Annotated in this window: 18 protein-coding genes; 6 read left to right on the top strand and 12 right to left on the bottom strand. The window is 45.8% G+C overall.

The window, feature by feature from the left end:
• The first annotated feature begins 235 nt into the window (after nucleotides 1–235).
• Entirely contained in the window at nucleotides 236–3,013 is a 2,778-nt protein-coding gene (locus VCHENC03_RS05280) for an insulinase family protein (RefSeq protein ID WP_009707351.1), read from the top strand.
• A gap of 97 nt (nucleotides 3,014–3,110) precedes the next feature.
• The gene (locus VCHENC03_RS05275; RefSeq protein WP_009707352.1) at nucleotides 3,111–3,365 is read left to right on the top strand and encodes a hypothetical protein; all 255 of its coding nucleotides are present in this window, start codon (nucleotides 3,111–3,113) and stop codon (nucleotides 3,363–3,365) included.
• 67 nt (nucleotides 3,366–3,432) lie between these two features.
• Here the strand turns inward: VCHENC03_RS05275 and fadJ are convergent, their stop codons facing one another.
• Nucleotides 3,433–5,547, bottom strand: coding sequence for a fatty acid oxidation complex subunit alpha FadJ (gene fadJ / locus VCHENC03_RS05270; RefSeq protein ID WP_009707353.1), 2,115 nt, complete (start codon nucleotides 5,545–5,547; stop codon nucleotides 3,433–3,435).
• Complete coding sequence (gene fadI, locus VCHENC03_RS05265) at nucleotides 5,547–6,854, bottom strand: acetyl-CoA C-acyltransferase FadI (protein WP_005433092.1); 1,308 nt, start codon at nucleotides 6,852–6,854, stop codon at nucleotides 5,547–5,549. Before fadI ends, fadJ begins: the two co-directional genes overlap by 1 nt.
• A gap of 642 nt (nucleotides 6,855–7,496) precedes the next feature.
• On the opposite strand from fadI, the gene VCHENC03_RS05260 reads away from it, so the two are divergent.
• From VCHENC03_RS05260 to VCHENC03_RS05245, 4 genes are all read left to right on the top strand, one after another.
• The gene (locus VCHENC03_RS05260; RefSeq protein ID WP_020197092.1) at nucleotides 7,497–8,045 is read left to right on the top strand and encodes a sigma-70 family RNA polymerase sigma factor; all 549 of its coding nucleotides are present in this window, start codon (nucleotides 7,497–7,499) and stop codon (nucleotides 8,043–8,045) included.
• A complete protein-coding gene (locus VCHENC03_RS05255; RefSeq protein ID WP_009707355.1) occupies nucleotides 8,038–8,769 on the top strand; it encodes a DUF3379 domain-containing protein in 732 nt (243 codons plus the stop codon). The genes VCHENC03_RS05260 and VCHENC03_RS05255 overlap by 8 nt, the downstream gene beginning before the upstream one ends.
• A 298-nt stretch (nucleotides 8,770–9,067) precedes the next feature.
• Entirely contained in the window at nucleotides 9,068–10,333 is a 1,266-nt protein-coding gene (locus VCHENC03_RS05250) for an outer membrane protein transport protein (RefSeq protein WP_009707356.1), read from the top strand.
• Between the two features lie 309 nt (nucleotides 10,334–10,642).
• Nucleotides 10,643–11,941 (top strand): outer membrane protein transport protein, encoded by a 1,299-nt coding sequence (locus tag VCHENC03_RS05245; protein ID WP_009707357.1) that lies wholly within the window; start codon nucleotides 10,643–10,645, stop codon nucleotides 11,939–11,941.
• Between the two features lie 94 nt (nucleotides 11,942–12,035).
• Here VCHENC03_RS05245 and VCHENC03_RS05240 read toward each other — a convergent pair whose 3' ends face one another.
• The 10 genes from VCHENC03_RS05240 to ccmA all read right to left on the bottom strand — a co-directional run bounded on the left by VCHENC03_RS05240 (nucleotide 12,036) and on the right by ccmA (nucleotide 20,089).
• Nucleotides 12,036–12,815, bottom strand: a complete 780-nt coding sequence (locus tag VCHENC03_RS05240) for an MlaA family lipoprotein (protein ID WP_009707358.1) — start codon at nucleotides 12,813–12,815, stop codon at nucleotides 12,036–12,038.
• A gap of 198 nt (nucleotides 12,816–13,013) precedes the next feature.
• Nucleotides 13,014–14,231 (bottom strand): c-type cytochrome biogenesis protein CcmI, encoded by a 1,218-nt coding sequence (gene ccmI / locus VCHENC03_RS05235; RefSeq protein ID WP_009707359.1) that lies wholly within the window; start codon nucleotides 14,229–14,231, stop codon nucleotides 13,014–13,016.
• Nucleotides 14,231–14,716: a cytochrome c-type biogenesis protein gene (locus VCHENC03_RS05230; protein WP_005433110.1), complete on the bottom strand. Its 486-nt coding sequence runs from the start codon at nucleotides 14,714–14,716 to the stop codon at nucleotides 14,231–14,233. Before VCHENC03_RS05230 ends, ccmI begins: the two co-directional genes overlap by 1 nt.
• Nucleotides 14,713–15,267: a DsbE family thiol:disulfide interchange protein gene (locus tag VCHENC03_RS05225; protein ID WP_005433114.1), complete on the bottom strand. Its 555-nt coding sequence runs from the start codon at nucleotides 15,265–15,267 to the stop codon at nucleotides 14,713–14,715. Before VCHENC03_RS05225 ends, VCHENC03_RS05230 begins: the two co-directional genes overlap by 4 nt.
• A 3-nt stretch (nucleotides 15,268–15,270) precedes the next feature.
• Nucleotides 15,271–17,253, bottom strand: a complete 1,983-nt coding sequence (locus VCHENC03_RS05220; protein WP_009707360.1) for a heme lyase CcmF/NrfE family subunit — start codon at nucleotides 17,251–17,253, stop codon at nucleotides 15,271–15,273.
• Nucleotides 17,250–17,735 carry a cytochrome c maturation protein CcmE gene (gene ccmE / locus VCHENC03_RS05215; RefSeq protein ID WP_005438749.1) on the bottom strand — a complete coding sequence of 162 codons (486 nt, stop codon included), beginning with the start codon at nucleotides 17,733–17,735 and terminating at the stop codon, nucleotides 17,250–17,252. The genes VCHENC03_RS05220 and ccmE overlap by 4 nt, the downstream gene beginning before the upstream one ends.
• On the bottom strand, nucleotides 17,732–17,938 hold the full coding sequence (gene ccmD, locus VCHENC03_RS05210; protein WP_005433154.1) for a heme exporter protein CcmD: 207 nt from the start codon (nucleotides 17,936–17,938) through the stop codon (nucleotides 17,732–17,734). Before ccmD ends, ccmE begins: the two co-directional genes overlap by 4 nt.
• Nucleotides 17,939–17,949: 11 nt before the next feature.
• On the bottom strand, nucleotides 17,950–18,693 hold the full coding sequence (locus tag VCHENC03_RS05205) for a heme ABC transporter permease (protein WP_009707361.1): 744 nt from the start codon (nucleotides 18,691–18,693) through the stop codon (nucleotides 17,950–17,952).
• Between the two features lie 108 nt (nucleotides 18,694–18,801).
• On the bottom strand, nucleotides 18,802–19,470 hold the full coding sequence (gene ccmB, locus VCHENC03_RS05200) for a heme exporter protein CcmB (protein WP_005438746.1): 669 nt from the start codon (nucleotides 19,468–19,470) through the stop codon (nucleotides 18,802–18,804).
• Between the two features lies 1 nt (nucleotide 19,471).
• Nucleotides 19,472–20,089, bottom strand: a complete 618-nt coding sequence (gene ccmA / locus VCHENC03_RS05195) for a cytochrome c biogenesis heme-transporting ATPase CcmA (protein WP_020197085.1) — start codon at nucleotides 20,087–20,089, stop codon at nucleotides 19,472–19,474.
• Nucleotides 20,090–20,093: the final 4 nt, after the last annotated feature.

Raw genomic sequence — 20,093 nt, forward strand, 5'->3', positions numbered from 1 at the left:
ACTTTCTTAACAATCTATTAAAAAGAATATACTCAGTTCATCACATTCTACGATGAAGTTATGAACTCAGTGCATTCCTTCAAATAGCTCGAACCCCATAGCAATTTGCTGATGGGCTTATGCAGTACTCTTACGAATAACAAAAATGCGGCAAGCAGTATTTGTCGAAGCGCAAACTTTGCGCCTCCCCACTCGGGGATCATAATTACTGTAATGCGAAATCTGGAGACGCATCGTGCACCTAAGTCCAAACGATTCAAATCAATACCGCTACATTACATTGAGTAATGCTCTGCGCGTGTTGCTGATTCATTCCGACACGGCTCAACAGTCGGCAGCAGCCCTAGCAGTAAACGTTGGACACTTCGATGATCCGATGGATCGCCAAGGTCTGGCACACTATCTAGAACACATGCTTTTTTTGGGTACGGAAAAATACCCTAAAGTGGGCGAGTTTCAAAGTTATATTAGTCAACATGGTGGCACCAACAACGCTTGGACGGGCACCGAGCACACCTGTTTCTTCTTCGATGTCACACCAACTGCTTTTGAAACTGCGCTTGATCGCTTCAGCCAATTCTTTACCGCACCACTGTTTAACGAAGAAGCGTTAGACAAAGAACGCCAAGCGGTCGATTCCGAATACAAGCTCAAATTGAATGACGATTCTCGCCGTCTGTATCAAGTCAACAAAGAAGTCATCAACCCAGAGCACCCGTTTTCAAAATTTTCTGTCGGCAACTTAGATACACTCGGCGATCGCGATGGCAAATCCATCCGCGACGAGATAGTTGAATTTCACCACTCACAGTATTCCGCTGATTTGATGACGCTGACTTTGTTTGGTCCGCAATCTCTTGATGAGCAGCAAGCATGGGTAGAAACCATGTTTGCCGACATTCCAAATCACCAACTACGCGGCAAGTCGATCGATGTGCCTATTGGTACTGAAGACAGCACAGGCATCTTGGTTCAAGTCGAGCCAATCAAAGAGTTCCGTAAACTGATTCTCACGTTCCCAATGCCGGGAATGGACGCGCACTATAGCGTGAAGCCCCTCTCCTACTTTGCTCACCTGTTGGGTTACGAGGGTGAAGGCAGTCTAATGCTTCAACTCAAAGAGAAAGGCTGGATTACCTCCCTTTCTGCAGGCGGCGGTGCGAGTGGCAGTAACTACCGCGATTTCACCGTAAGTTGCACACTGACGCCAAACGGCTTGGACCATATCGATGACATCGTTCAAGCGGTATTCCAATATCTCTCTATGATCAAACAAGATGGTATGGATGAGTGGCGCTACTTGGAAAAACAAGCGGTGTTGGAATCTGCTTTTCGCTTCCAAGAGCCATCACGTCCAATGGATTTGGTCAGCCATTTGGTGATCAACATGCAGCACTATCAACCGGAAGATACGGTTTATGGTGACTACAAAATGGCAGGCTATGATGAAACGCTTCAACGCTCATTACTTCAATATCTTTCGGTTGAAAACGTTCGCGTTACATTGATAGCGAAAGGCTTGGAATACAACCAAACCGCAGAGTGGTACTTCACGCCTTACTCAGTAACGCCGTTCAGCGAAGAGCAGCGCCGTTTCTATCAACAAATCGACCCAAGTTGGCAATTCGTTCTCCCAGAAAAGAACCCATACATTTGCTACGAACTCGATCCAAAACCGTTTGAAAACGGTGGCTCATTGCCGGAGTTGGTGGAGGATGTAGAAGGCTTCCGTTTATGGCACTTGCAAGACGATGAATTCCGAGTACCAAAAGGCGTCGTTTACGTCGCTATCGATAGTTCACACGCGGTAGCATCACCGAAAAACATTGTAAAAACGCGCCTATGTGTTGAGATGTTCCTCGATTCTCTAGCCAAAGAGACTTATCAAGCGGAAATCGCAGGTATGGGTTACAACATGTATGCCCACCAAGGTGGCGTCACGCTGACATTATCGGGTTTTAGCCAGAAGCTGCCACAGCTGCTGGAAATGATTCTGCATCGCTTTGCTGCACGTGAGTTCAGCCCTGCTCGCTTTGAGACCATTAAGCAGCAACTATTACGCAATTGGCGGAATTCATCGCAAGATCGACCTATTTCCCAACTTTTTAATGCACTAACAGGTCTACTCCAACCGAACAATCCACCATTCGCAACATTGGTTGAAGCATTGGAAGAGATTGAAGTAGATGAGCTGTCAGTGTTCGTTGAATCGATTCTGGCTGAGCTACATGTTGAAATGTTTGTTTATGGCGATTGGCAGCGTCAGCAAGCTCATGACATGGCAAACACATTGAAAGACGCATTGCGCGTAAAAGAACAACGTTACGAAGAAGCGCTTCGCCCACTCGTCATGCTGGGTGAAAACGGCAGTTTCCAACGCGAAGTGAACTGTAACCAGCAAGACTCAGCAGTGGTGATTTATCATCAATGTGAAGATATCTCGCCGCGTAATATCGCGCTTTATTCCCTGGCGAATCACTTAATGTCAGCAACCTTCTTCCATGAAATCAGAACTAAACAACAGCTAGGCTACATGGTTGGCACGGGGAACATGCCGCTTAACCGCCACCCGGGGATTGTGCTTTATGTGCAGTCACCGAATGCTGCACCAGCCGAACTGGTTACCTCAATCGATGAGTTTTTAAATGCGTTCTACATGGTGCTGTTAGAGCTCAATGAATACCAGTGGCACAGCAGTAAACGCGGATTGTGGAACCAAATTGCAACGCCTGACACCACATTACGCGGGCGAGCGCAGCGCCTATGGGTAGCAATTGGTAACAAAGACACCGACTTTAATCAGCGTGAAAAAGTGTTGGAAGAACTTAAAGAGTTAACTCGCACTGACATGATTCGCTTCGTAGTCAATGAGCTTAAACCTCGTACTGCTAATCGTTTGGTAATGCATTCACAAGGCATCGCCCATGAGGACGCACCGCGTATCAATCTTGGTTTAGAAATTGGCTCGATAGAAGAGTTTCAGCTACGCCCGAAAGACTTCGGTCTCGGATGAGAGAAAGAATGGTAGAAATGGCATAAAATGGTAAAAGTAGTAATTTAGTTTATGCTGTAATTACCTTGTTCAATAAATTCGCAAACACGAGGAATACATGAAAAAGCTACTTTTAATTGCTGCTGTACTAATGCCACTTGCACCTGCTGCTTACGCTGATATCACAATTAAAGGTGATGATTTTGAGCTAAGTGACGACTGTTTGCGCCTTGATGGTGATAACGTATCAATTAAGTCTGATGACTGTTCATCAGGCAAGCATGACAAAGACCACAAAGGTAACGCAAGCGTTCATGGTGACGACAACCCAGGCAAAGGCCACGACAAGGGTAAAAAAGACAAAAAGAAATAATGTCTCATAACCTCAAATACAAAAAAGGCTTGCATCACGCAAGCCTTTCTCTTTTTAGCACTAGCCATTAATCATAGAAGTTACGACCTTCACCCGCGCGAGTGAGTAAGCCATCACATGGCGCGTAACGATCGCCGTATTTCGATGCAAACTCGTTCATTTTCTCAACCAGTTCTTTCAAACCGAATTGATCCATGTAACGGAATGGACCACCTAGGAATGGTGGGAAACCAATACCAAAGATCGCACCGATATCACCATCGCGTGGAGAACGGATAATACCGTCGTCTAAACAGCGAACCGCTTCGTTTAGCATTGGCAGTACACAACGCAGTGCAATGTCGTTGTCGCTCAGCTTCGATTCTGGCGTCAGGTTCAATAGCTTGTACACGGACTTATCGACTTCTTTCTTCTTACCTTTGTAGGTGTAGAAGCCTTTACCACTCTTACGACCTTTACGACCGTCATTCAGTAGTGTGTCGAATACGTCTGGACCTTTAAATCGTTCGCCCAATTCGTTAACCAAGATCGGCATGATCTTAGCACCGATATCCACACCGACTTCGTCCAACAAGGTGATAGGACCGACTGGGAAACCGAAGTCAAGCAGCGCTCCATCAAGTTGTTCGATTGGCTCATTTGCCAGCAAGATGTGCGCAGCTTCGTTCATGTAAGGCGCAAGAATGCGGTTTACATAGAAGCCCGCTTTATCTTTCACTACGATTGGTGTCTTGCCCTGCTTCTTCGCAAGTGCAACAACGGTAGAAATGGTCTCTTCTGACGTAGTTTCGTGAGGAATCACTTCCACCAGTGGCATTTTTTCTACCGGACTGAAGTAATGCAGACCGACGATGTTTTCAGGACGCTCTGCTTTTTCTGCAATTTTGTGAATTGGCAGCGAAGACGTGTTGGTCGCAAAGATGGTCTCTAGTTTTGTGTTCGCTTCAATATCTGCAACCATCGTCTGCTTAAGGTCAAGATCTTCAAACACCGCTTCAATAACCACATCAATATGATTAAAGCTTGTAAAATCGATACCACCCGAAAGTTGCAGCATTTTAGATTGCAGACCCGCTTTCGAGATAATGCGGCGCTTACGCTGCTTTTCGAACAACTTGTAGTTGTAGTTCAACGCGTTAAGCACGCCATCATTGCTGACGTCTTTAATACGTACTGGCACTTTCGCTTTCGCAACAGAAACATGGCTGATGCCTGCCCCCATTAAACCGCCACCCAACACGCCAACTCTGTTGACAGCAGCTGGCTCTGCTTTCGCGCCGTTTTCTTTCTTCATTTCAGTGGTAGCAAAGAAAATAGAGCGCAATGCTTTTGATTCAGAGCTCATCACCAATTCGCCAAAGCGCTTCGCTTCAAGCTCTTGACCTTGAGCAAAGCTTTTTTCAAGACCGTGCTGAATGACTTCGAGAATCGCAACCGTTGCTGGGTAGTTACCGCGGGTCTTCTCATTGGTTTTCTTCGCGGCTTGCTCGAATACAAACTTACGACCTAAGCCACTGCCCGACATCAACTTCTCTTTTGTCGATTGCTTCTTGTTACCTTTGTTCTTCCCTTTTTCGATAAGCTGCTTAGCTACATCAAGAAGAATCGTTTCTGGTACACACGCATCAACAACGCCAAGTTTTTTCGCTTTCTTCGCACGCAGTTGTTTACCTGTAAGGATGAGGTCTAACGAAGGCAACAGACCAATCAGACGAGGAAGACGCTGAGTACCACCAGAACCAGGCAACAAACCAAGTTGAACTTCAGGCAAACCAAGACGCGTTTTATCGGAATCGGTACACACACGGTAGTCACACGCTAGCGCAAGCTCTAAACCGCCTCCTAAACATGGGCCGTGAATCGCAGCAACAACCGGATAAGGCAGATTAGACAGTTGCTGGAATAACTCCTGACCTTGCTTAGCCAATGCTTCTGCTTCGCTCGCCGTTGTGCACGCTTCAAGCATACGAACGTCGGCACCAGCAACAAAGTTATCTGGTTTTAGGGAATGAATGATCATCCCTTTCACGCCGCTGGTGTCTTTGAGTTGAGCGAAGATCTCTTTCATCTCATCTGCAAACGCCGCTTGCAACGTGTTCATTTTCTCGTTTGGCACATCGATGGCTAGCCAAGCAATGTTTTGCTCATCAATCTTTAGACTAAATGCTTTTTGCTCGCTCATTACTCAACCTCCAAAATCATTGCTGCACCAAGACCACCTGCGGCACATGCGGTATTCAACGCAAGACCACCGCCACGACGTTTAAGCTCACGCAGCGTTTGCGTCATCATACGTGCGCCAGTTGCGGCAAATGGGTGACCGTAGGCAATGGAACCGCCAAGAACATTGAACTTATCCATGTCGATTTCACCTATCGCTTTCGAGCGACCTAGGTTTTCTTGGGCAAATTTATCAGAAGCAAACATCTTCACGTTCGCCAATGCTTGAGCAGCAAAAGCTTCGTGCATATCGATAAGCGTCAGATCTGAAAGTTCTAGACCGGTGTTCTCCAACACTTTTGCTGTCGCGTATGTTGGTCCCATTAGCATGTCCATTTCCACACCAATGGCAGAGAATGCATAACCGCGGATGTAGCCAAGTATTTCCATACCAAGCTCTTTCGCTTTGCCTTCACGCATTAGCATCACTGCCGCACCACCATCGGTTAATGGCGTACTGTTCGCGGCTGTTACGCTGCCGTATTGACGGTCGAAAGCCGGACGCAGTTTCGCGTAGCCCTCTAATGTCGAGTCATGACGAATGTTGTTATCTTCAGAGATCCACTTTTTGTAAGGCTCTGGGAAAGCAGTCATCACTTCGTCTTGGATCTTGCCGTCTTTCCAAGCTTGCGAAGCTAGAGAGTGAGAACGGTGTGCCAAAGCATCTTGCTCTGCACGAGTAATGCCATGTGACTTCGCCATTTGCTCGGCAGTTTGACCCATTGAAAGACCCGTCGAGTACTCAGCTACCGCTGGCGGTACTGGCATTAAATCTTTAAAGCTGAGTTTTTTAAGAATGTTGAGCTTTTGACCCAGCGTTTTGGTTTTGCTTAGCGCAAGCAAGTTCGCGGCAAGTTTCTTAGAAACACCAATAGGTAGAACAGATGAAGAGTCCGCACCACCCGCGATACCAACATCAATGCTGCCCGCCATAATGCTCTCAGCAACGTTGACTGCAGCTTGGAAGCTGGTCGCACACGCGCGAGTAACACTGTAAGCGTCAGTGTGGATGTGCATTCCTGTACCGAGCACAATTTCACGTGCAATGTTTGGCGCTTCTGGCATTTGAACTACTTGCCCAAATACCACTTGTTCGATGAGTTTCGGATCGATGTCTGTGCGAGCAAGCATTTCGCTCACTACCATTTTGCCTAAATCGACCGCTGGCACCTGGCTGAACTCAGTGCTTTGACGAGCAAAGGGGGTTCGTAGCCCTGCGACAATAGCAACACGTTCACCGTGGCGTGTTTTCACTTCCTGCTTGCCCATTGTTTCTCCTTAAATACAAGAGGTCTGACCTGATGCATTGTAATCAGTTTGTTAAATTTATCAAACGTGCGTTTAAATAAACGTGAAGCGAGTAGATCTATTGCTCTAGTTCATTGATTCTTAGGCGATTAAGAATGATTAACTATAGTGAGTAAAACAGAGGAGAAGTGTGCGGAAGGTAAAATTGAAGCAAAAAAAAACCACACAAAACTGTGTGGTCGGAATATCTATAAAACAATTAACATACGCCAATTGTAAAATTAATCAGTTTCCTGATTAGGAGAAAGTAAAGTCAGCCTTCAAAAGGAAGTGTCATCTTGCTCAACATGTTAGTCGTCAATGACTAACTAGATGACAAGATGTACTATAGCCCCTTCACTGCGCGAGATTTTGAAATAGATCAATTTTATGGCGATTTTACGAGTTCCCACCGTATCAAAGTTCGAATAACTTCAAATCGCCCAAAAAAAGGTGTAGGAAAGTACCCCCATTAAAACGATATAGAATAAATTATCATCACTTCAAATAAGTGCTTGATCGTAGAAGAAGTATATTGTGCTGCTGCTAAACTACATACAGATGTAGTCAAATCGAACTATGACCTCACAGAGCAAGACGGAGGCTCCTGTGGCAATATTTAAAATGTTTGGAAAGAAAAATTCCAACAGTCCGGTCAACTCTGATATGGACAGACAAAGAAAATACGAAGCTCTTGTTCGGGGCTATCACAGAGACTTGTATCGCTACGCTTACTGGTTGTGCAAGGATAAGGCGGTTGCAGAAGATTTGGTTCAAGAGACCTGTCTGCGTGCATGGAAGTCGCTGGATAGTCTTCAAGATGAAAAGGCTGCAAAATCTTGGCTTATTACCATATTAAGACGAGAAAACGCACGCCGCTTCGAGCGTAAACAATTTGATTTGGTTGATATCGATGACTACGGCAATGATGCTAAAGTCAGCGATGACCCACATCATCAACAGGAATGGCTGCAAGCTCAGATCATGAAGCTCGACGTCGAATACCGTGAACCTTTATTTCTTCAAGTTGTAGGCGGTTTCAGTGGAGAAGAAATCGGTGACATTCTTGATTTAAACAAGAACACAGTAATGACGCGCCTATTCCGTGCCCGTAATCAATTAAAAGAGATGTTGGATTCTCAAGATACTCAGAGAGGACAAAAAAATGGATGATTTAGAATTTCGTCGTCGTATTTTGTCGGATCCAAAACAGAAGGATGAAGAGATTCTGCAAGCTTTAGCTGAGAACGACGCTAACAGCAAGTTTGTTGATGACGTTTTGGATCTCGACCTTAAAATCAAGCAAGCCATGAATGTGGATGTGCCTGAAGACCTTGCCGACAAAATTCTGTTTAGCCAAACGTCAAACGCGCTAGATGACGACAAAGTGGTAAGACCGAATTTTGCTCGTAAAGCGATGGCACTGGCTGCATCGGTTGCGTTTACTGCTGGTTTATTGGTAGGTCAAATCAACTGGGGGAACGTTATTGTCTCTCCAGCTCAAGCGAGCCTAGCAGATACCGCAATGAAACACGTGGTGGCGGAAGAGTCATTTGTACGCAACCTCGATGAGGATGTTTCAAGCAAGCAAGTAAACGCGAAAATGATGCCGTTCCATTATCAACTTAACGGTAGCTTTCCGTACCATGTTTACTACTTAAACCATTGCGGCTTTGGTGAGTCAAACGCCCTTCATATGGTTTTTCAAGGTAAAGAAGGCAAAGTAACCATGTTTGTTACTGACGTGAAGAGCGAACAGAAAGTCGACTTTGATAAAGATGGTATGAGCGGCGTTGTGAAACCAGTAGGTAAAGCAAGTATGATTCTTGTTGGTAACAGTGGTGAAGACGTCGAAGCCATCGCAGCGAAACTCGCTCCTATGATGGAACCGATGTAAGAACTTCATCGAAACCACATTACTAAACAGTCAAAAGCCGCTAAATTTCGAAATTTAGCGGCTTTTTGTTTATAAATTCAAAACGAAACATTCACCCCACCTATTGAGTTTAGAGTCAAAACTCTAAATTATGCACTTTAGGTGCAATTTCCCGACATTTAGACATCATTTCTGCAATTTTTATTCAAATTTATCCAATGGTCGGATTTGTATGGTCCACTCTTAATACTACTATCTGCGCCACTGAGCAAAAGCTCAACTTATCGTCCAAAGAGACGAAACTAATAAGGAATAAATAATGACTCAGAATACGCGTCTGTTTAAAAAGACTCTCCTAGCAGTGACGGTTGCAATGGCATCTGGTCAAGCAATGGCAGCTGGTTTCCAGCTAAACGCACAATCAGCGACTGGTATCGGTCGTGCATTCGCAGGTGATGCAGTAATTGCAGATAACGCATCTGTAATGGCTCGTAACCCAGCAGCAATGGCTCTATTTGACAAAATGGAACTGTCGCTAGGTTTTGAAACTATCACTACTGATATCTCAGCAAAAAACGTAAACTACAAAGCTCTTGGTGGCCTAGTATCGGATAGTACAGATTATGACGATATCGGCAGTACGTCTGTAGCACCGAACATCCACCTTATCGTGCCAGTAAACGACAAGTTTGCATGGGGCGTAAACGCATACTCTAACTTCGGTACAAAAACAGAATTCAGCAATGACCTAACATGGTCTGAGTTTGGTGGCTTGACTGACGTGAAAAGCGTAAACCTTGGCGTTGCAGGTTCTTACCGCTTGAATGACCAATGGAGCTTTGGTGCAGGTATCGACCTTATCTACGGTACGGGTAAACTAGAACGTAAACTTGGCTTTACTGTTCCAGGTCTAAACCCTATCCCTAAAGGCACTACACTTCTAGACGCTGATGCAGCGGGTTTTGGCGTTGGCTTTAACCTAGGTACAGTATTCGAGCTAGATGAAAATAACCGTTTCGGTTTCTCTTACCGTTACAGTCCAGAAATCGAAGCTGAAGGCGATATCACTTACGCACCAGCAGGCGCTAAAGACTCTGATGGTAAGTTGAAGCTACCTCTTCCAGATATGGCAGAATTCTCTGGTTACCACAAAATTCAAGATACTAAATTCGCAGTACACTACAGCGTTCAATGGATCGGTTGGAGCGCATTCGATACTCTAGACGGTACTGTAAACGGCGGTGACTACACCTTTAACGAATACAAATGGCAAGACGGTTGGCATTACGCGATCGGTGGTACTTACTACATGAACTCTGACTGGACACTTCGTACTGGTTACATGTACGACACAAGTGCACAAGACCAGAAGACATCAGTATCAGTGCCTGACTCAGATCGTCAATGGTTCTCAGCAGGTGCAACTTACCACATTGATAACGCATCAAATGTTGATATCGGCTTTACATACCTATTGGGTGAAGACGTTAAAGTTAACGAAACTTCTAGCCTAGGCAGCACAATCGAAGCAACGACTCGTGCGGACGCGATTCTATTCGGCTTACAGTACAGCCGCAGCTTCTAAGCATTACGCGACAAGCTAATATAAGTACTCTCTATATAAAAGGCTGGAATTCCAGCCTTTTTTCTTATCTATTGTTTTCCATTCACCGAGATTGGGCGCACACGTGTAATCAAAAGCCATAATTATGACTCACAGGTGTTCGCTGAAATTTTTTCACACGGCCGTTACAGTTAGATAGATCATCTACATATCTCTATATAAATAGATTATAGGACTGAAAACACTGTTTTATTGGCTTTTCATTTTTAAAGTAATAACTCTAGTCGTAAACTTTCGCTCCACGTTATAAATAACTCAGCGAACATTACAATGAAAACCAACAAGACTCTCCTATCAACAGCAGTGGCATTCGGCCTACTTAGTACTTCAGGCGTTGCAAACGCAGCAGGTTTCCAACTTGCAGAATACTCTGCGACAGGTCTAGGTCGTGCATACGCTGGTGAAGCAGCAATGGCTGATAACGCAAGTGCACAATGGCGTAACCCAGCAATGCTAACTTACCTAGAAGGCACACAAGTGTCTGTTGGCGCTATTTACGTAAACCCAAATGTAGATGTTGACGGTCAAATGCATGTTGGTGGTGGTGCGACTCTTCCAGCAAGCTCTCATGACTTTGCACACGACGCTGTTATCCCTAACTTCTACCTATCTCATCAGTACAACGACAAGTTTGCTATTGGTCTAGCGTTTGGTACTAACTACGGTATGGAAACGGATCTAGGTAAAGATTTCGCGGCGGCTAACTTTGGTAACGAAGCGAGCGTAACGTCGATGGAAGCTAACCTGAACGCGGCTTACAAACTGAATGAAGCGCTAAGCATTGGTGGTGGTATTCGTTACATCATCGCAGACGGCAGCATTGGTGCATCAGTACCAAACCATTTCCCTGCAATTCCTTCTAAGAACTTAAAGCCTCAAACAACGCTAAAATACATGGAAGGTGACGATACCGCTTGGGGTTGGCAAGTTGGTGCAGCTTGGCAAATCAATGACAACAACCGCCTTGGCTTTGCTTACAAATCAGCAGTAGATCTAACACTAGAAGGTCATGCAACGGGCTGGGCATTCAACCCAATCAACCCTAACGCTAAAAAAGCAGGCTCAATGGACTTAACATTGCCAGCAACAGCGGAACTAGCAAGCTTCCACCAATTAAGTGACCAACTAGCAGTTCACGCGAGCATTAACTGGACTGATTGGAGCAGCTTTAAAGAGCTAGTGGCAGATTTCCCAGACAAATCAGATCTAATCAAATCTGAAAACTGGGAAGACAACTACCGCTTTGCTGTAGGTACTACTTACAAGCTTGACCAAAAATGGACACTGCGCTCAGGCGTTGCTTACGACATGTCAGCGGTTGATGACAAGTACCGTACAACGACTATTCCAGAAACTGATCGTCTATGGCTAAGTGTTGGTGCTGGTTACGAATGGTCTAAAAACCTAACGCTAGACGCAGGCTTCACTTACATCTTTGCTAAAGATGCATCTATCAGCGAACCTCGCGATGCGTCTGATAACGAAGCAGCTCTTCTAGGTGGCGCGTTTACAGGTGAAGTAACTGGTAACGTATGGCTAATCGGTGTTCAAGCGAACTACACGTTCTAATCTGAACGCTATTTCTCGATAAAAGAAAGTGACCGACAAAAAAGAAAGGCTTGGTGAAAACCAAGCCTTTTTATTTTGCTATTTGCTGAAGCGATTAGAAGTCTTCTTCTAAATACTCGTCCAAGTATGCTTCTTCGTCTTCATCCACTTCATCAACATTGTTGATTTCCGCTTTGAAATCTTGACGCTGCAAGTAAACATCACGCGTTAGCACATATGGATCTGGAGATGCTTCAAGCTGTGCTTCTTGTGGAACCAATAGCGCACGTTTCTCCATGCCCTCTAGTGCCCACTTACCAAGACCCGCCCAGAAGTTAAGGTAAGACAAGGGGACATACATACCATCTACAGTATCTGTCACTTCACGTAGCGTATATGGACCATAACCAGGAATCATAAAGTATGGGCCGTTACCAACGCCATAGTGCCCGACTACGCTACTAAATTCTTTGTTGTCGTATTTAGTAATACCTGCGGCCGTTGCAATATCGAACAAACCGAAAATGCCGAACGTGGAGTTAATCCAAAAACGGTTAAAGTGATCAACGGCTTTGGTGCCATTGCCCATAACAAGGTTGTTTACCACACTTGCTGGCTCATCTAAGTTTGCTAAGAAATTAGCAATACCAGAGCGAACCGGCACTGGTGTGTAATCCACGTACGCAAGAGAGATCGGACGAACCAAATACGGGTCTAAGTAATCGTAGTTGATGTCCCACATTGCGCGGTTGAAGCCTTCTAATGGATCATAAGCATCAGAAGTCGTTTGATTAGTTTCGTTTTCTTCAGTTACTGCCTCCTCGGGCGCACTTGAACAGCCAACCAGTCCAACTGCGAACAGTAACAAGAAGATGGATTTACCCTTGTTATACATTCTTCGTTCCATAACGACTATTAATATACCTAAGCAACCTTTTGATATATGTACGGAAAGCACCGAAAGAAAAGTCACTTGGGTATATAAATAAAGGCCAGCAATCGCTGGCCTTTTTCATTCTACTCGATAGTTGCTAGTCATACCACAAAACAGAGATGGCAATCACTAAGTGTCAAATATCAGAGACGATTATGCTTATTGATACTGCTTATCGATCATCACTTCAACTGGCTGACCGAAATCAACCACAGCGCTCTCACCGTGCCAATCTTGGTCACGAGTCGCCACGTTACCATCAGAGTCGACACGAACGCGAACCATCAGCTTCTCTAGAGAAGAAAGCTTCTGTCCGTCCATCATCGCATTACCATCATCCAGTACCACTGTACGAGGGAATGTACCTAATGGGTAGCGAGCTGCTGCAACTGGCATCGGAGAACCGTCTGCACGGTGGATTGAAACGATCAATACCGCGTTTGGATCCAACTGAGCTTCTGGCGCAACGTTAATCGTCACCGCCACACTCTTGTCTGGAGAAACCGCTTCGCCCATTTGCTTGCGCGCGCTTTCGATACTGCGGCCTAGCATTTCGTAGCGGCTGTCTTCTGGACCAATCATTTGCTGCATGATACCCCAGTATTTGATTGCCGCCGGGAAGTCTTGACGCTCAAATGCATCAAACGCTAGTAGCGAGAATACACGTAGATCAACGTAATCCTGCTGCATCAGTTTACCAAGCAGAGAACGAGCCGTTGCTTGATCCATCTCGTCTTGAGAAAGCATCAGTGCCTGTGCATAACCAAGTTGAACATCTGGGTCTTTTGGCTCTAGCTTGTACGCTTTCTCCATTGCATCAATAGAAGTCGTTACGTCACGGTTAGCTAAAGCGATACGACCTAGTAGCAACCACCCCGTTGAATCTTCAGGCTGGTAATGCAAACGAGTACGCAGTGCTAAAGATAGGTCAGCCATTTCATCTTCACTCAAAGGTTCAGATGACGCAGACATTAGCTTTTTAGAAAGCTCTGGTAGGTTCTCGTTGACTTCTTGCCACTTGATCACATCTTGAGATGCACCAAATTTGTAGTATAAACCGTAGCTTAAAACTACTGTCAGAATGACTGATGGGATTAAGACTGCAATAGGAGAAACCTTTGTTTCTGTTTGCGCTTTATCACCCGGAATATCGTCAAGTAGCGACTGCTTTAGATCCGAGATCAGATCGTCTTCGCTTTCCACCAGACCTTCGTCTGTTTCTTCAGCAAGCTCAGATAGACGGTCTTTATAGAACGCCTTGTTTAGCTCATCACGTAACACTTCATCGTTGTTGGCTTTTTGCTTTAGCAGTGGCAATGCAATCAATGCGCATGCCACAAGCGTAAGAACAACGGTTGAAACCCAAAATAGTGTCATTATTTCTTATCTCCGTTGTTCTCTTCATCAAGTAATGATTTGAGGCGCGCTTCTTTCTCTTCGTCCCATTGCTCATTGCTTGCTTGAACTGCTTTTGCTTTGGATTTACGGCTACGTAGCACAATCAAACCAAAACCGCCTAATACCACTGCTAGTGGGCCTAGCCACAAAATTGCAGTCGCAAAGGTAAACGGAGGATTGTACGTTACGAAGTTACCGTAACGAGCAATCATGTAGTCCACGATCTCATCCTTGGACTTACCTTCTTTGGTCATTTCGTACACCTTGTGGCGTAGGTCTTGAGCCAATTCCGCATTCGAATCTGAGATAGTGTTGTTCTGACATTTTGGACAACGCAGAGTATGGCCTAGCTCTTTGAACTGCTGCTCTTGCTCTAGGTTATCAAACTCATAAACTTCAATCGCTGCGTGGGCAGCAAGAGAGAATGTCATTGCAGCCAATGCCGCTAAGATAAACTTTCTCATTGCTTCGCCTCCTCAACCAACTTGGTGTAAAGCGGCTCTAGTTTTTCCGCCCAGTTGCGAGGGTTTACGTCACCTACATGGCGGTAACGAATCACGCCATTTGCATCGATGATAAAAGTTTCTGGAGCGCCATATACGCCAAGGTCTAGACCTAGCATGCCGCTGCCATCAAACAAGCTGATTAGGTATGGGTTACCTAGGTCGTTTAGCCAACCCACTGCTTTGTTGCGATCATCTTTGTAGTTCATACCAATGATCTTCACACCTTTACCAGCAAGCTCGTTTAGGTATTTATGCTCTGCGTAACACGTTGGACACCAAGTCGCCCACACGTTAAGTAGCAAAGGTTCGCCTTTAAAGATCGATTGATCGTATTGCTTGCCCGGCTCCGCCAAATCTTCCAGATGGAACTCAGGCACAGGCTTACCTACTAGTACTGATTCCAGTTTTGTTGGATCGTCCCCCTCTTGGTTACGAACCAACTGAGTTGCGAAGATACCCGCCAGTACCATGAACGCCACCAACGGGATAAATAGGACTTTCTTATTCATTTCTTATGCCTCCTTCTCCGCTAGCTTTGACTTTTCGTCTTTCTTAGCCGTTTTGCGGAAGCGGTAACGTCTATCAGAAATAGCAAGCGCACCACCTAAAGACATGATCAATGAACCAGCCCAGATCCAACGAACGAATGGTTTGTAGTAAATACGTACTGCCCAAGAACGGTTATCGTCTAGGCGCTCACCCATTGCGATGTATAAGTCGCGAGTGATACCACGGTCGATAGCTGCTTCTGTCATCATTGACTTCGCCGTGCGGTAGAAACGTTTTTCAGCGTGTAGCGTGTTCACGTACTTACCGTCATTGGTGATTTCAAAGTCCGCGATGTAACCATCGTAGTTTGGACCGTCTTTGTCACGTAGACCTGAGAAGTAGAAATCGTAACCGTAAATCTTGAAGTGCTCACCTGGCGCCAAACGCACGTCACGCTCGATGCTGTAGTTTTGCACCATCGCAATACCAATTACAGTAACGGCTAGACCAATGTGCCCAAGCATCATTGCCCAGTGGCTACGTTGAAGTTTACGAACACCTTCACCGAAGCTATGACGGTGAGTAGCACGCTCGTACAACTCAAAGCCATGCATTGCAATGATCCAAATTGCCATTACCCAACCGATGTAAGCCATCACTGAGAAGAAGTCTGCGAACAGGAATACGCACACCGCACCTAGTGTGAAAGCAAGCACACCAGAAACAACCATTGGCTTAATAAGCTTAGATAGATTGTCGCGCTTCCAACGAATCATAGGACCAATACCTAGTAGGAAGGCGAACGGCATCATCAGCCATGCGAACAGCATGTCGAAGAATGGTGCACCGATAGATACTGAACCAAGACCAATTTGTTTGTGAACCAATGGCAACAAGGTACCAACCAATACGACGACTAGCGCAGCAATCAGAAGTACATTGTTAGCAAGTAGCGCGTTCTCACGCGATACCAAATCGAAATTACCACGTACGCGAACCGCTGCCCCTTTCACTGCGAATAGCAGGAGTGAGCCACCGATTACGAAGACTAGGAAACCTAGAATAAACATACCGCGTGACGGATCAGACGCGAACGCGTGCACCGATACCAAGATACCGGAACGAACCAAGAAGGTACCCAACAAACTTAGTGAGAATGCCGAGATCGCCAGTAGAACTGTCCAAGCTTTAAATGTACCGCGTTTTTCGGTTACCGCTAGAGAGTGCATCAGCGCTGTACCCGCTAGCCAAGGCATGAATGATGCGTTTTCAACTGGATCCCAGAACCACCAGCCACCCCAGCCAAGTTCGTAGTAAGCCCACCAAGAGCCTAGCGCGATACCTAGTGTTAGGAATACCCAAGCTGCTGTTGTCCAAGGACGAGACCAACGAGCCCAAGCTGTATCAAGACGACCAGTCATCAAAGATGCGATTGCAAACGAGAACGCAACCGAGAAGCCTACGTAACCCATGTAAAGCATAGGTGGGTGAACGATCAAACCTGGGTCTTGAAGAAGTGGGTTCAAGTCACGTCCATCGACCGGGAAGAACGGCAACGTGCGTAGGAATGGGTTTGACGTCAGGATGATAAACAGCAGGAAGCCCACTGAGATCATGCCCATTACCGCAAGTACACGGGCAACCGATTCTTGTGGCATGCCACGACTGAAAGTAGCAACCGCCACTGTCCATGCTGCTTGGATAAGTACCCAAAGCAATAATGAACCTTCGTGCGCACCCCAAACCGCAGTCAGACGGTAGTACCAAGGCAATTGGCTGTTTGAGTTACTTGCTACGTATTGCAACGTAAAGTCGTTGGTGTAGAAACCCCAACACAGAATAACGAAAGAGAAAAATAGCATGATGAACATCGACCACGAAAGCGGTCGTGCTGTGTTCATCAGCATCGTGTTGTTGTTTGATGCACCCCATAGCGGCAATACGCTGAGCAACAATGCCATTGCTAGCGAGAGTATGAGGGCAAAGTGACCGATTTCAGCAATCATTGGCCGCTTCCTTGTTTTTGTTCAGTTGTGTACTGCAAAGGCTCATGAGTCTTCTTCATCGCTTCTGCAATCTCAGGTGGCATGTATTCTTCATCGTGTTTTGCCAACACTTCAAAAGCTTTTACGGTTGTTGCGTCTTCAAGAACACCTTGAGCAACGATACCTTGACCTTCACGGAATAAGTCAGGAAGGATACCTTCATAAACGATGGTCACTTCAGGACCGACATCGTGCAGCTCAAAGCTTACTTTTAGAGATTCAGGATCACGACGAACTGAACCTTCAACAACCATACCACCAATACGTAGACGCTGGCCTACCTCAGGCTTTGTGCCGTCTGGCTTACCGTTTACTAATTCCGTCGGCGTGTAGAATAGATCCATGTTTTGGTTCAGTGCGTAAAGCATCAAACCGATGGTTGCACTAATACCGATAAAGATCGCTAAAACAATGCCTAGCCTCTTTTTACGTCTCGGGTTCATAACGTGTTCTCCATATTCTTCGCCGCGTCGATACGCGCTTGACGATCAATTTTCGCTTTCACTTCTTTTAACAACGCATCCCCACGGCGGATACTCGAAATCAAAAGAATGAGCATAGATAAGAAAGTAATACCAAACGCGCTCCATACGTAACCTGCGTAGCCACCCATGGCAAATAGTTCGCTCAGAGAATCAAAATGCATAATCAATTACCTCACTGAGTTTTTTCAGCTGCGAGTTTTTGCACCCAAGGGCGATGACTCTCTTTGCTGATAATTTCGTTACGGAAGCGCACCATCGTTACCGCGCCAAAGAAGAACGCAAAACCAAAAATGTTCAGCAACAAAGGCCAAAGCATGTTGGATGAGATCGATGGTTTTTCAAATTTGGTGATAGTCGCGCCTTGGTGAAGCGTGTTCCACCACTCAACTGAGAAGTGGATAATTGGTAGGTTCACCACACCAACGATAGCCAAAATACCTGCGGCTTTTGCGGCGGTCTTTTGGTCATCAAATGCGTGGTAAAGTGCAATAACACCAAGGTACAAGAATAGAAGAATTAATTCGGAAGTAAGACGTGCATCCCATACCCACCAAGTACCCCACATAGGTTTGCCCCAAACGGCACCCGTTAGTAGAGCAATAAAGGTGAATACTGCACCGATCGGCGCCATAGCCAGTGCTGCCATGTCAGACAGGCGCACTTGCCAAACCAAGCCGATAAACGCGGCAATGGCCATCGACATGTAAACACCCATCGACCAAATAGCCGAAGGTACATGGATGTAGATAATTCGGAAACTGTCACCTTGTTGGTAATCAGAAGGCGCAAATGCAAGGCCCCAGACAGTACCAACTGTTAGGCATACGAGGGCCAATACAGAAAACCAAGGTAGGAACTTACCACTCAGGTGATAAGCTGCTTCAGGCTTGGCATAAGGATGTAGCCATTTCCACATGTTAAGTTCTCACTCTTACTTCAGGGACACTGTCCAGAGGGCCGAGACCGTAGCAGTGCTTTAATAATAATTCTTTGATCAAACGTCGCTTAAATCGCATTTATTGAGTTAGTTAACACTAACTCGCAGTGCTGCGCTGATAGCAAACGGTGTGAGGGTGACAGCCCCCATCAACATTGCGCCTAAAATCGCCAGTTGTCCGTTATACGCCATACCTAGTGCTGCAGCATCAATCGCGGACGTAGCGAAAATCAGAATTGGGATGTAGAGCGGAAGAATGAGCAAACTCAAAAGAACGCCGCCTTTTTGCAACCCAACCGTCAGTGCCACACCAATGGCACCGATAAAACTCAACGTCGGCGTACCAATCACTAAAGTCAGTACGACAGACAGCCAAGTGTTGAAATCAAGAGAAAGCAGAATTGCCAACAATGGGCTGATTAAAATCAGAGGCAATCCCGTTAGCAACCAGTGAGCTATGACCTTAGAAATCACAACAAGTTGCAATGGAATTGGCATTAGCATCATTTGCTCTAGTGCGCCGTCTTGAAAATCATCACGGAATAGACGCTCTAATGATAATAAGGCGGACAGCAGAGCAGCAACCCAAACAATGCCAGCTGCAATACGTGCTAACAAATTAGGCTCAGGACCGATGCTAAGAGGGAAAAGTGTGATCACAATGATGAAGAACCACAATGGGTTCAAAATGTCCGCTTGACGACGAAATGCGATCAGAAGCTCGCGGCGAATAATGGTTGTCATGGCCGAAATCATATCAATCACCCAGTTTTATTTTTCTAAGTTTCGGGCTGTCTGCAAACATATCTTGATGCGTGGTTAGCACGACGATGCCGCCATTGTCAGCATGGCTAACAAACAGTGCCTCTAGCACTTTCACGCCTTGTTTGTCGATTGCAGTTAAAGGTTCGTCCAGAATCCATAGGATTTGGTTGCTTAACCAAAGCCTTGCCAACGCCACACGACGCTGTTGGCCAGCAGAAAGCTGTGCTACAGGCACATCTTCTCGACCCGCAAGCCCTACTTGGGCTAAAGCAGCAAAGATTTCTTCATCTGAGGAGCGATTATTATGGATAGATTGGTAAAAGCGCAGGTTTTCAAACGCGGTAAGTTCGCGTTTAACGCCAGTTTGATGCCCTAAGAACAGAAGGTCTTGATGGAAAACGTCACGAGATTTTTCAACCTCTTCGCCTTTCCATTTGATTGTGCCTTCTTCTCTGTCCCCTAACCCTGTCACGATACGCAGCAATGTGGTTTTGCCTGTGCCGTTGCGTCCTTCAATCTGGACCAATTCACCAGGCTTGATTTCGAATTGCAGGTTTTCAAACAGGACCCTGTCATCACGGATCGCAGTTAGGTTAGAGACTTCTAACATAGGG

The sequence above is a fragment of the Vibrio sp. HENC-03 genome (assembly GCF_000305755.2).
Taxonomy (GTDB): Bacteria; Pseudomonadota; Gammaproteobacteria; order Enterobacterales; family Vibrionaceae; genus Vibrio; species Vibrio owensii.

Coding starts and splice junctions, on each gene's coding strand:
- ccmE (WP_005438749.1), bottom strand. CDS start 17,735: ATGAACCCGAGACGTAAAAAGAGGCTAGGCATTGTTTTAGCGATCTTT.
- fadJ (WP_009707353.1), bottom strand. CDS start 5,547: ATGAGCGAGCAAAAAGCATTTAGTCTAAAGATTGATGAGCAAAACATT.
- VCHENC03_RS05255 (WP_009707355.1), top strand. CDS start 8,038: ATGGATGATTTAGAATTTCGTCGTCGTATTTTGTCGGATCCAAAACAG.
- fadI (WP_005433092.1), bottom strand. CDS start 6,854: ATGGGCAAGCAGGAAGTGAAAACACGCCACGGTGAACGTGTTGCTATT.
- ccmD (WP_005433154.1), bottom strand. CDS start 17,938: ATGCATTTTGATTCTCTGAGCGAACTATTTGCCATGGGTGGCTACGCA.
- VCHENC03_RS05230 (WP_005433110.1), bottom strand. CDS start 14,716: ATGAGAAAGTTTATCTTAGCGGCATTGGCTGCAATGACATTCTCTCTT.
- VCHENC03_RS05275 (WP_009707352.1), top strand. CDS start 3,111: ATGAAAAAGCTACTTTTAATTGCTGCTGTACTAATGCCACTTGCACCT.
- ccmA (WP_020197085.1), bottom strand. CDS start 20,089: ATGTTAGAAGTCTCTAACCTAACTGCGATCCGTGATGACAGGGTCCTG.
- VCHENC03_RS05205 (WP_009707361.1), bottom strand. CDS start 18,693: ATGTGGAAATGGCTACATCCTTATGCCAAGCCTGAAGCAGCTTATCAC.
- VCHENC03_RS05240 (WP_009707358.1), bottom strand. CDS start 12,815: ATGTATAACAAGGGTAAATCCATCTTCTTGTTACTGTTCGCAGTTGGA.
- VCHENC03_RS05245 (WP_009707357.1), top strand. CDS start 10,643: ATGAAAACCAACAAGACTCTCCTATCAACAGCAGTGGCATTCGGCCTA.
- VCHENC03_RS05220 (WP_009707360.1), bottom strand. CDS start 17,253: ATGATTGCTGAAATCGGTCACTTTGCCCTCATACTCTCGCTAGCAATG.
- VCHENC03_RS05250 (WP_009707356.1), top strand. CDS start 9,068: ATGACTCAGAATACGCGTCTGTTTAAAAAGACTCTCCTAGCAGTGACG.
- VCHENC03_RS05225 (WP_005433114.1), bottom strand. CDS start 15,267: ATGAATAAGAAAGTCCTATTTATCCCGTTGGTGGCGTTCATGGTACTG.
- VCHENC03_RS05260 (WP_020197092.1), top strand. CDS start 7,497: ATGTTTGGAAAGAAAAATTCCAACAGTCCGGTCAACTCTGATATGGAC.
- ccmB (WP_005438746.1), bottom strand. CDS start 19,470: ATGATTTCGGCCATGACAACCATTATTCGCCGCGAGCTTCTGATCGCA.
- ccmI (WP_009707359.1), bottom strand. CDS start 14,231: ATGACACTATTTTGGGTTTCAACCGTTGTTCTTACGCTTGTGGCATGC.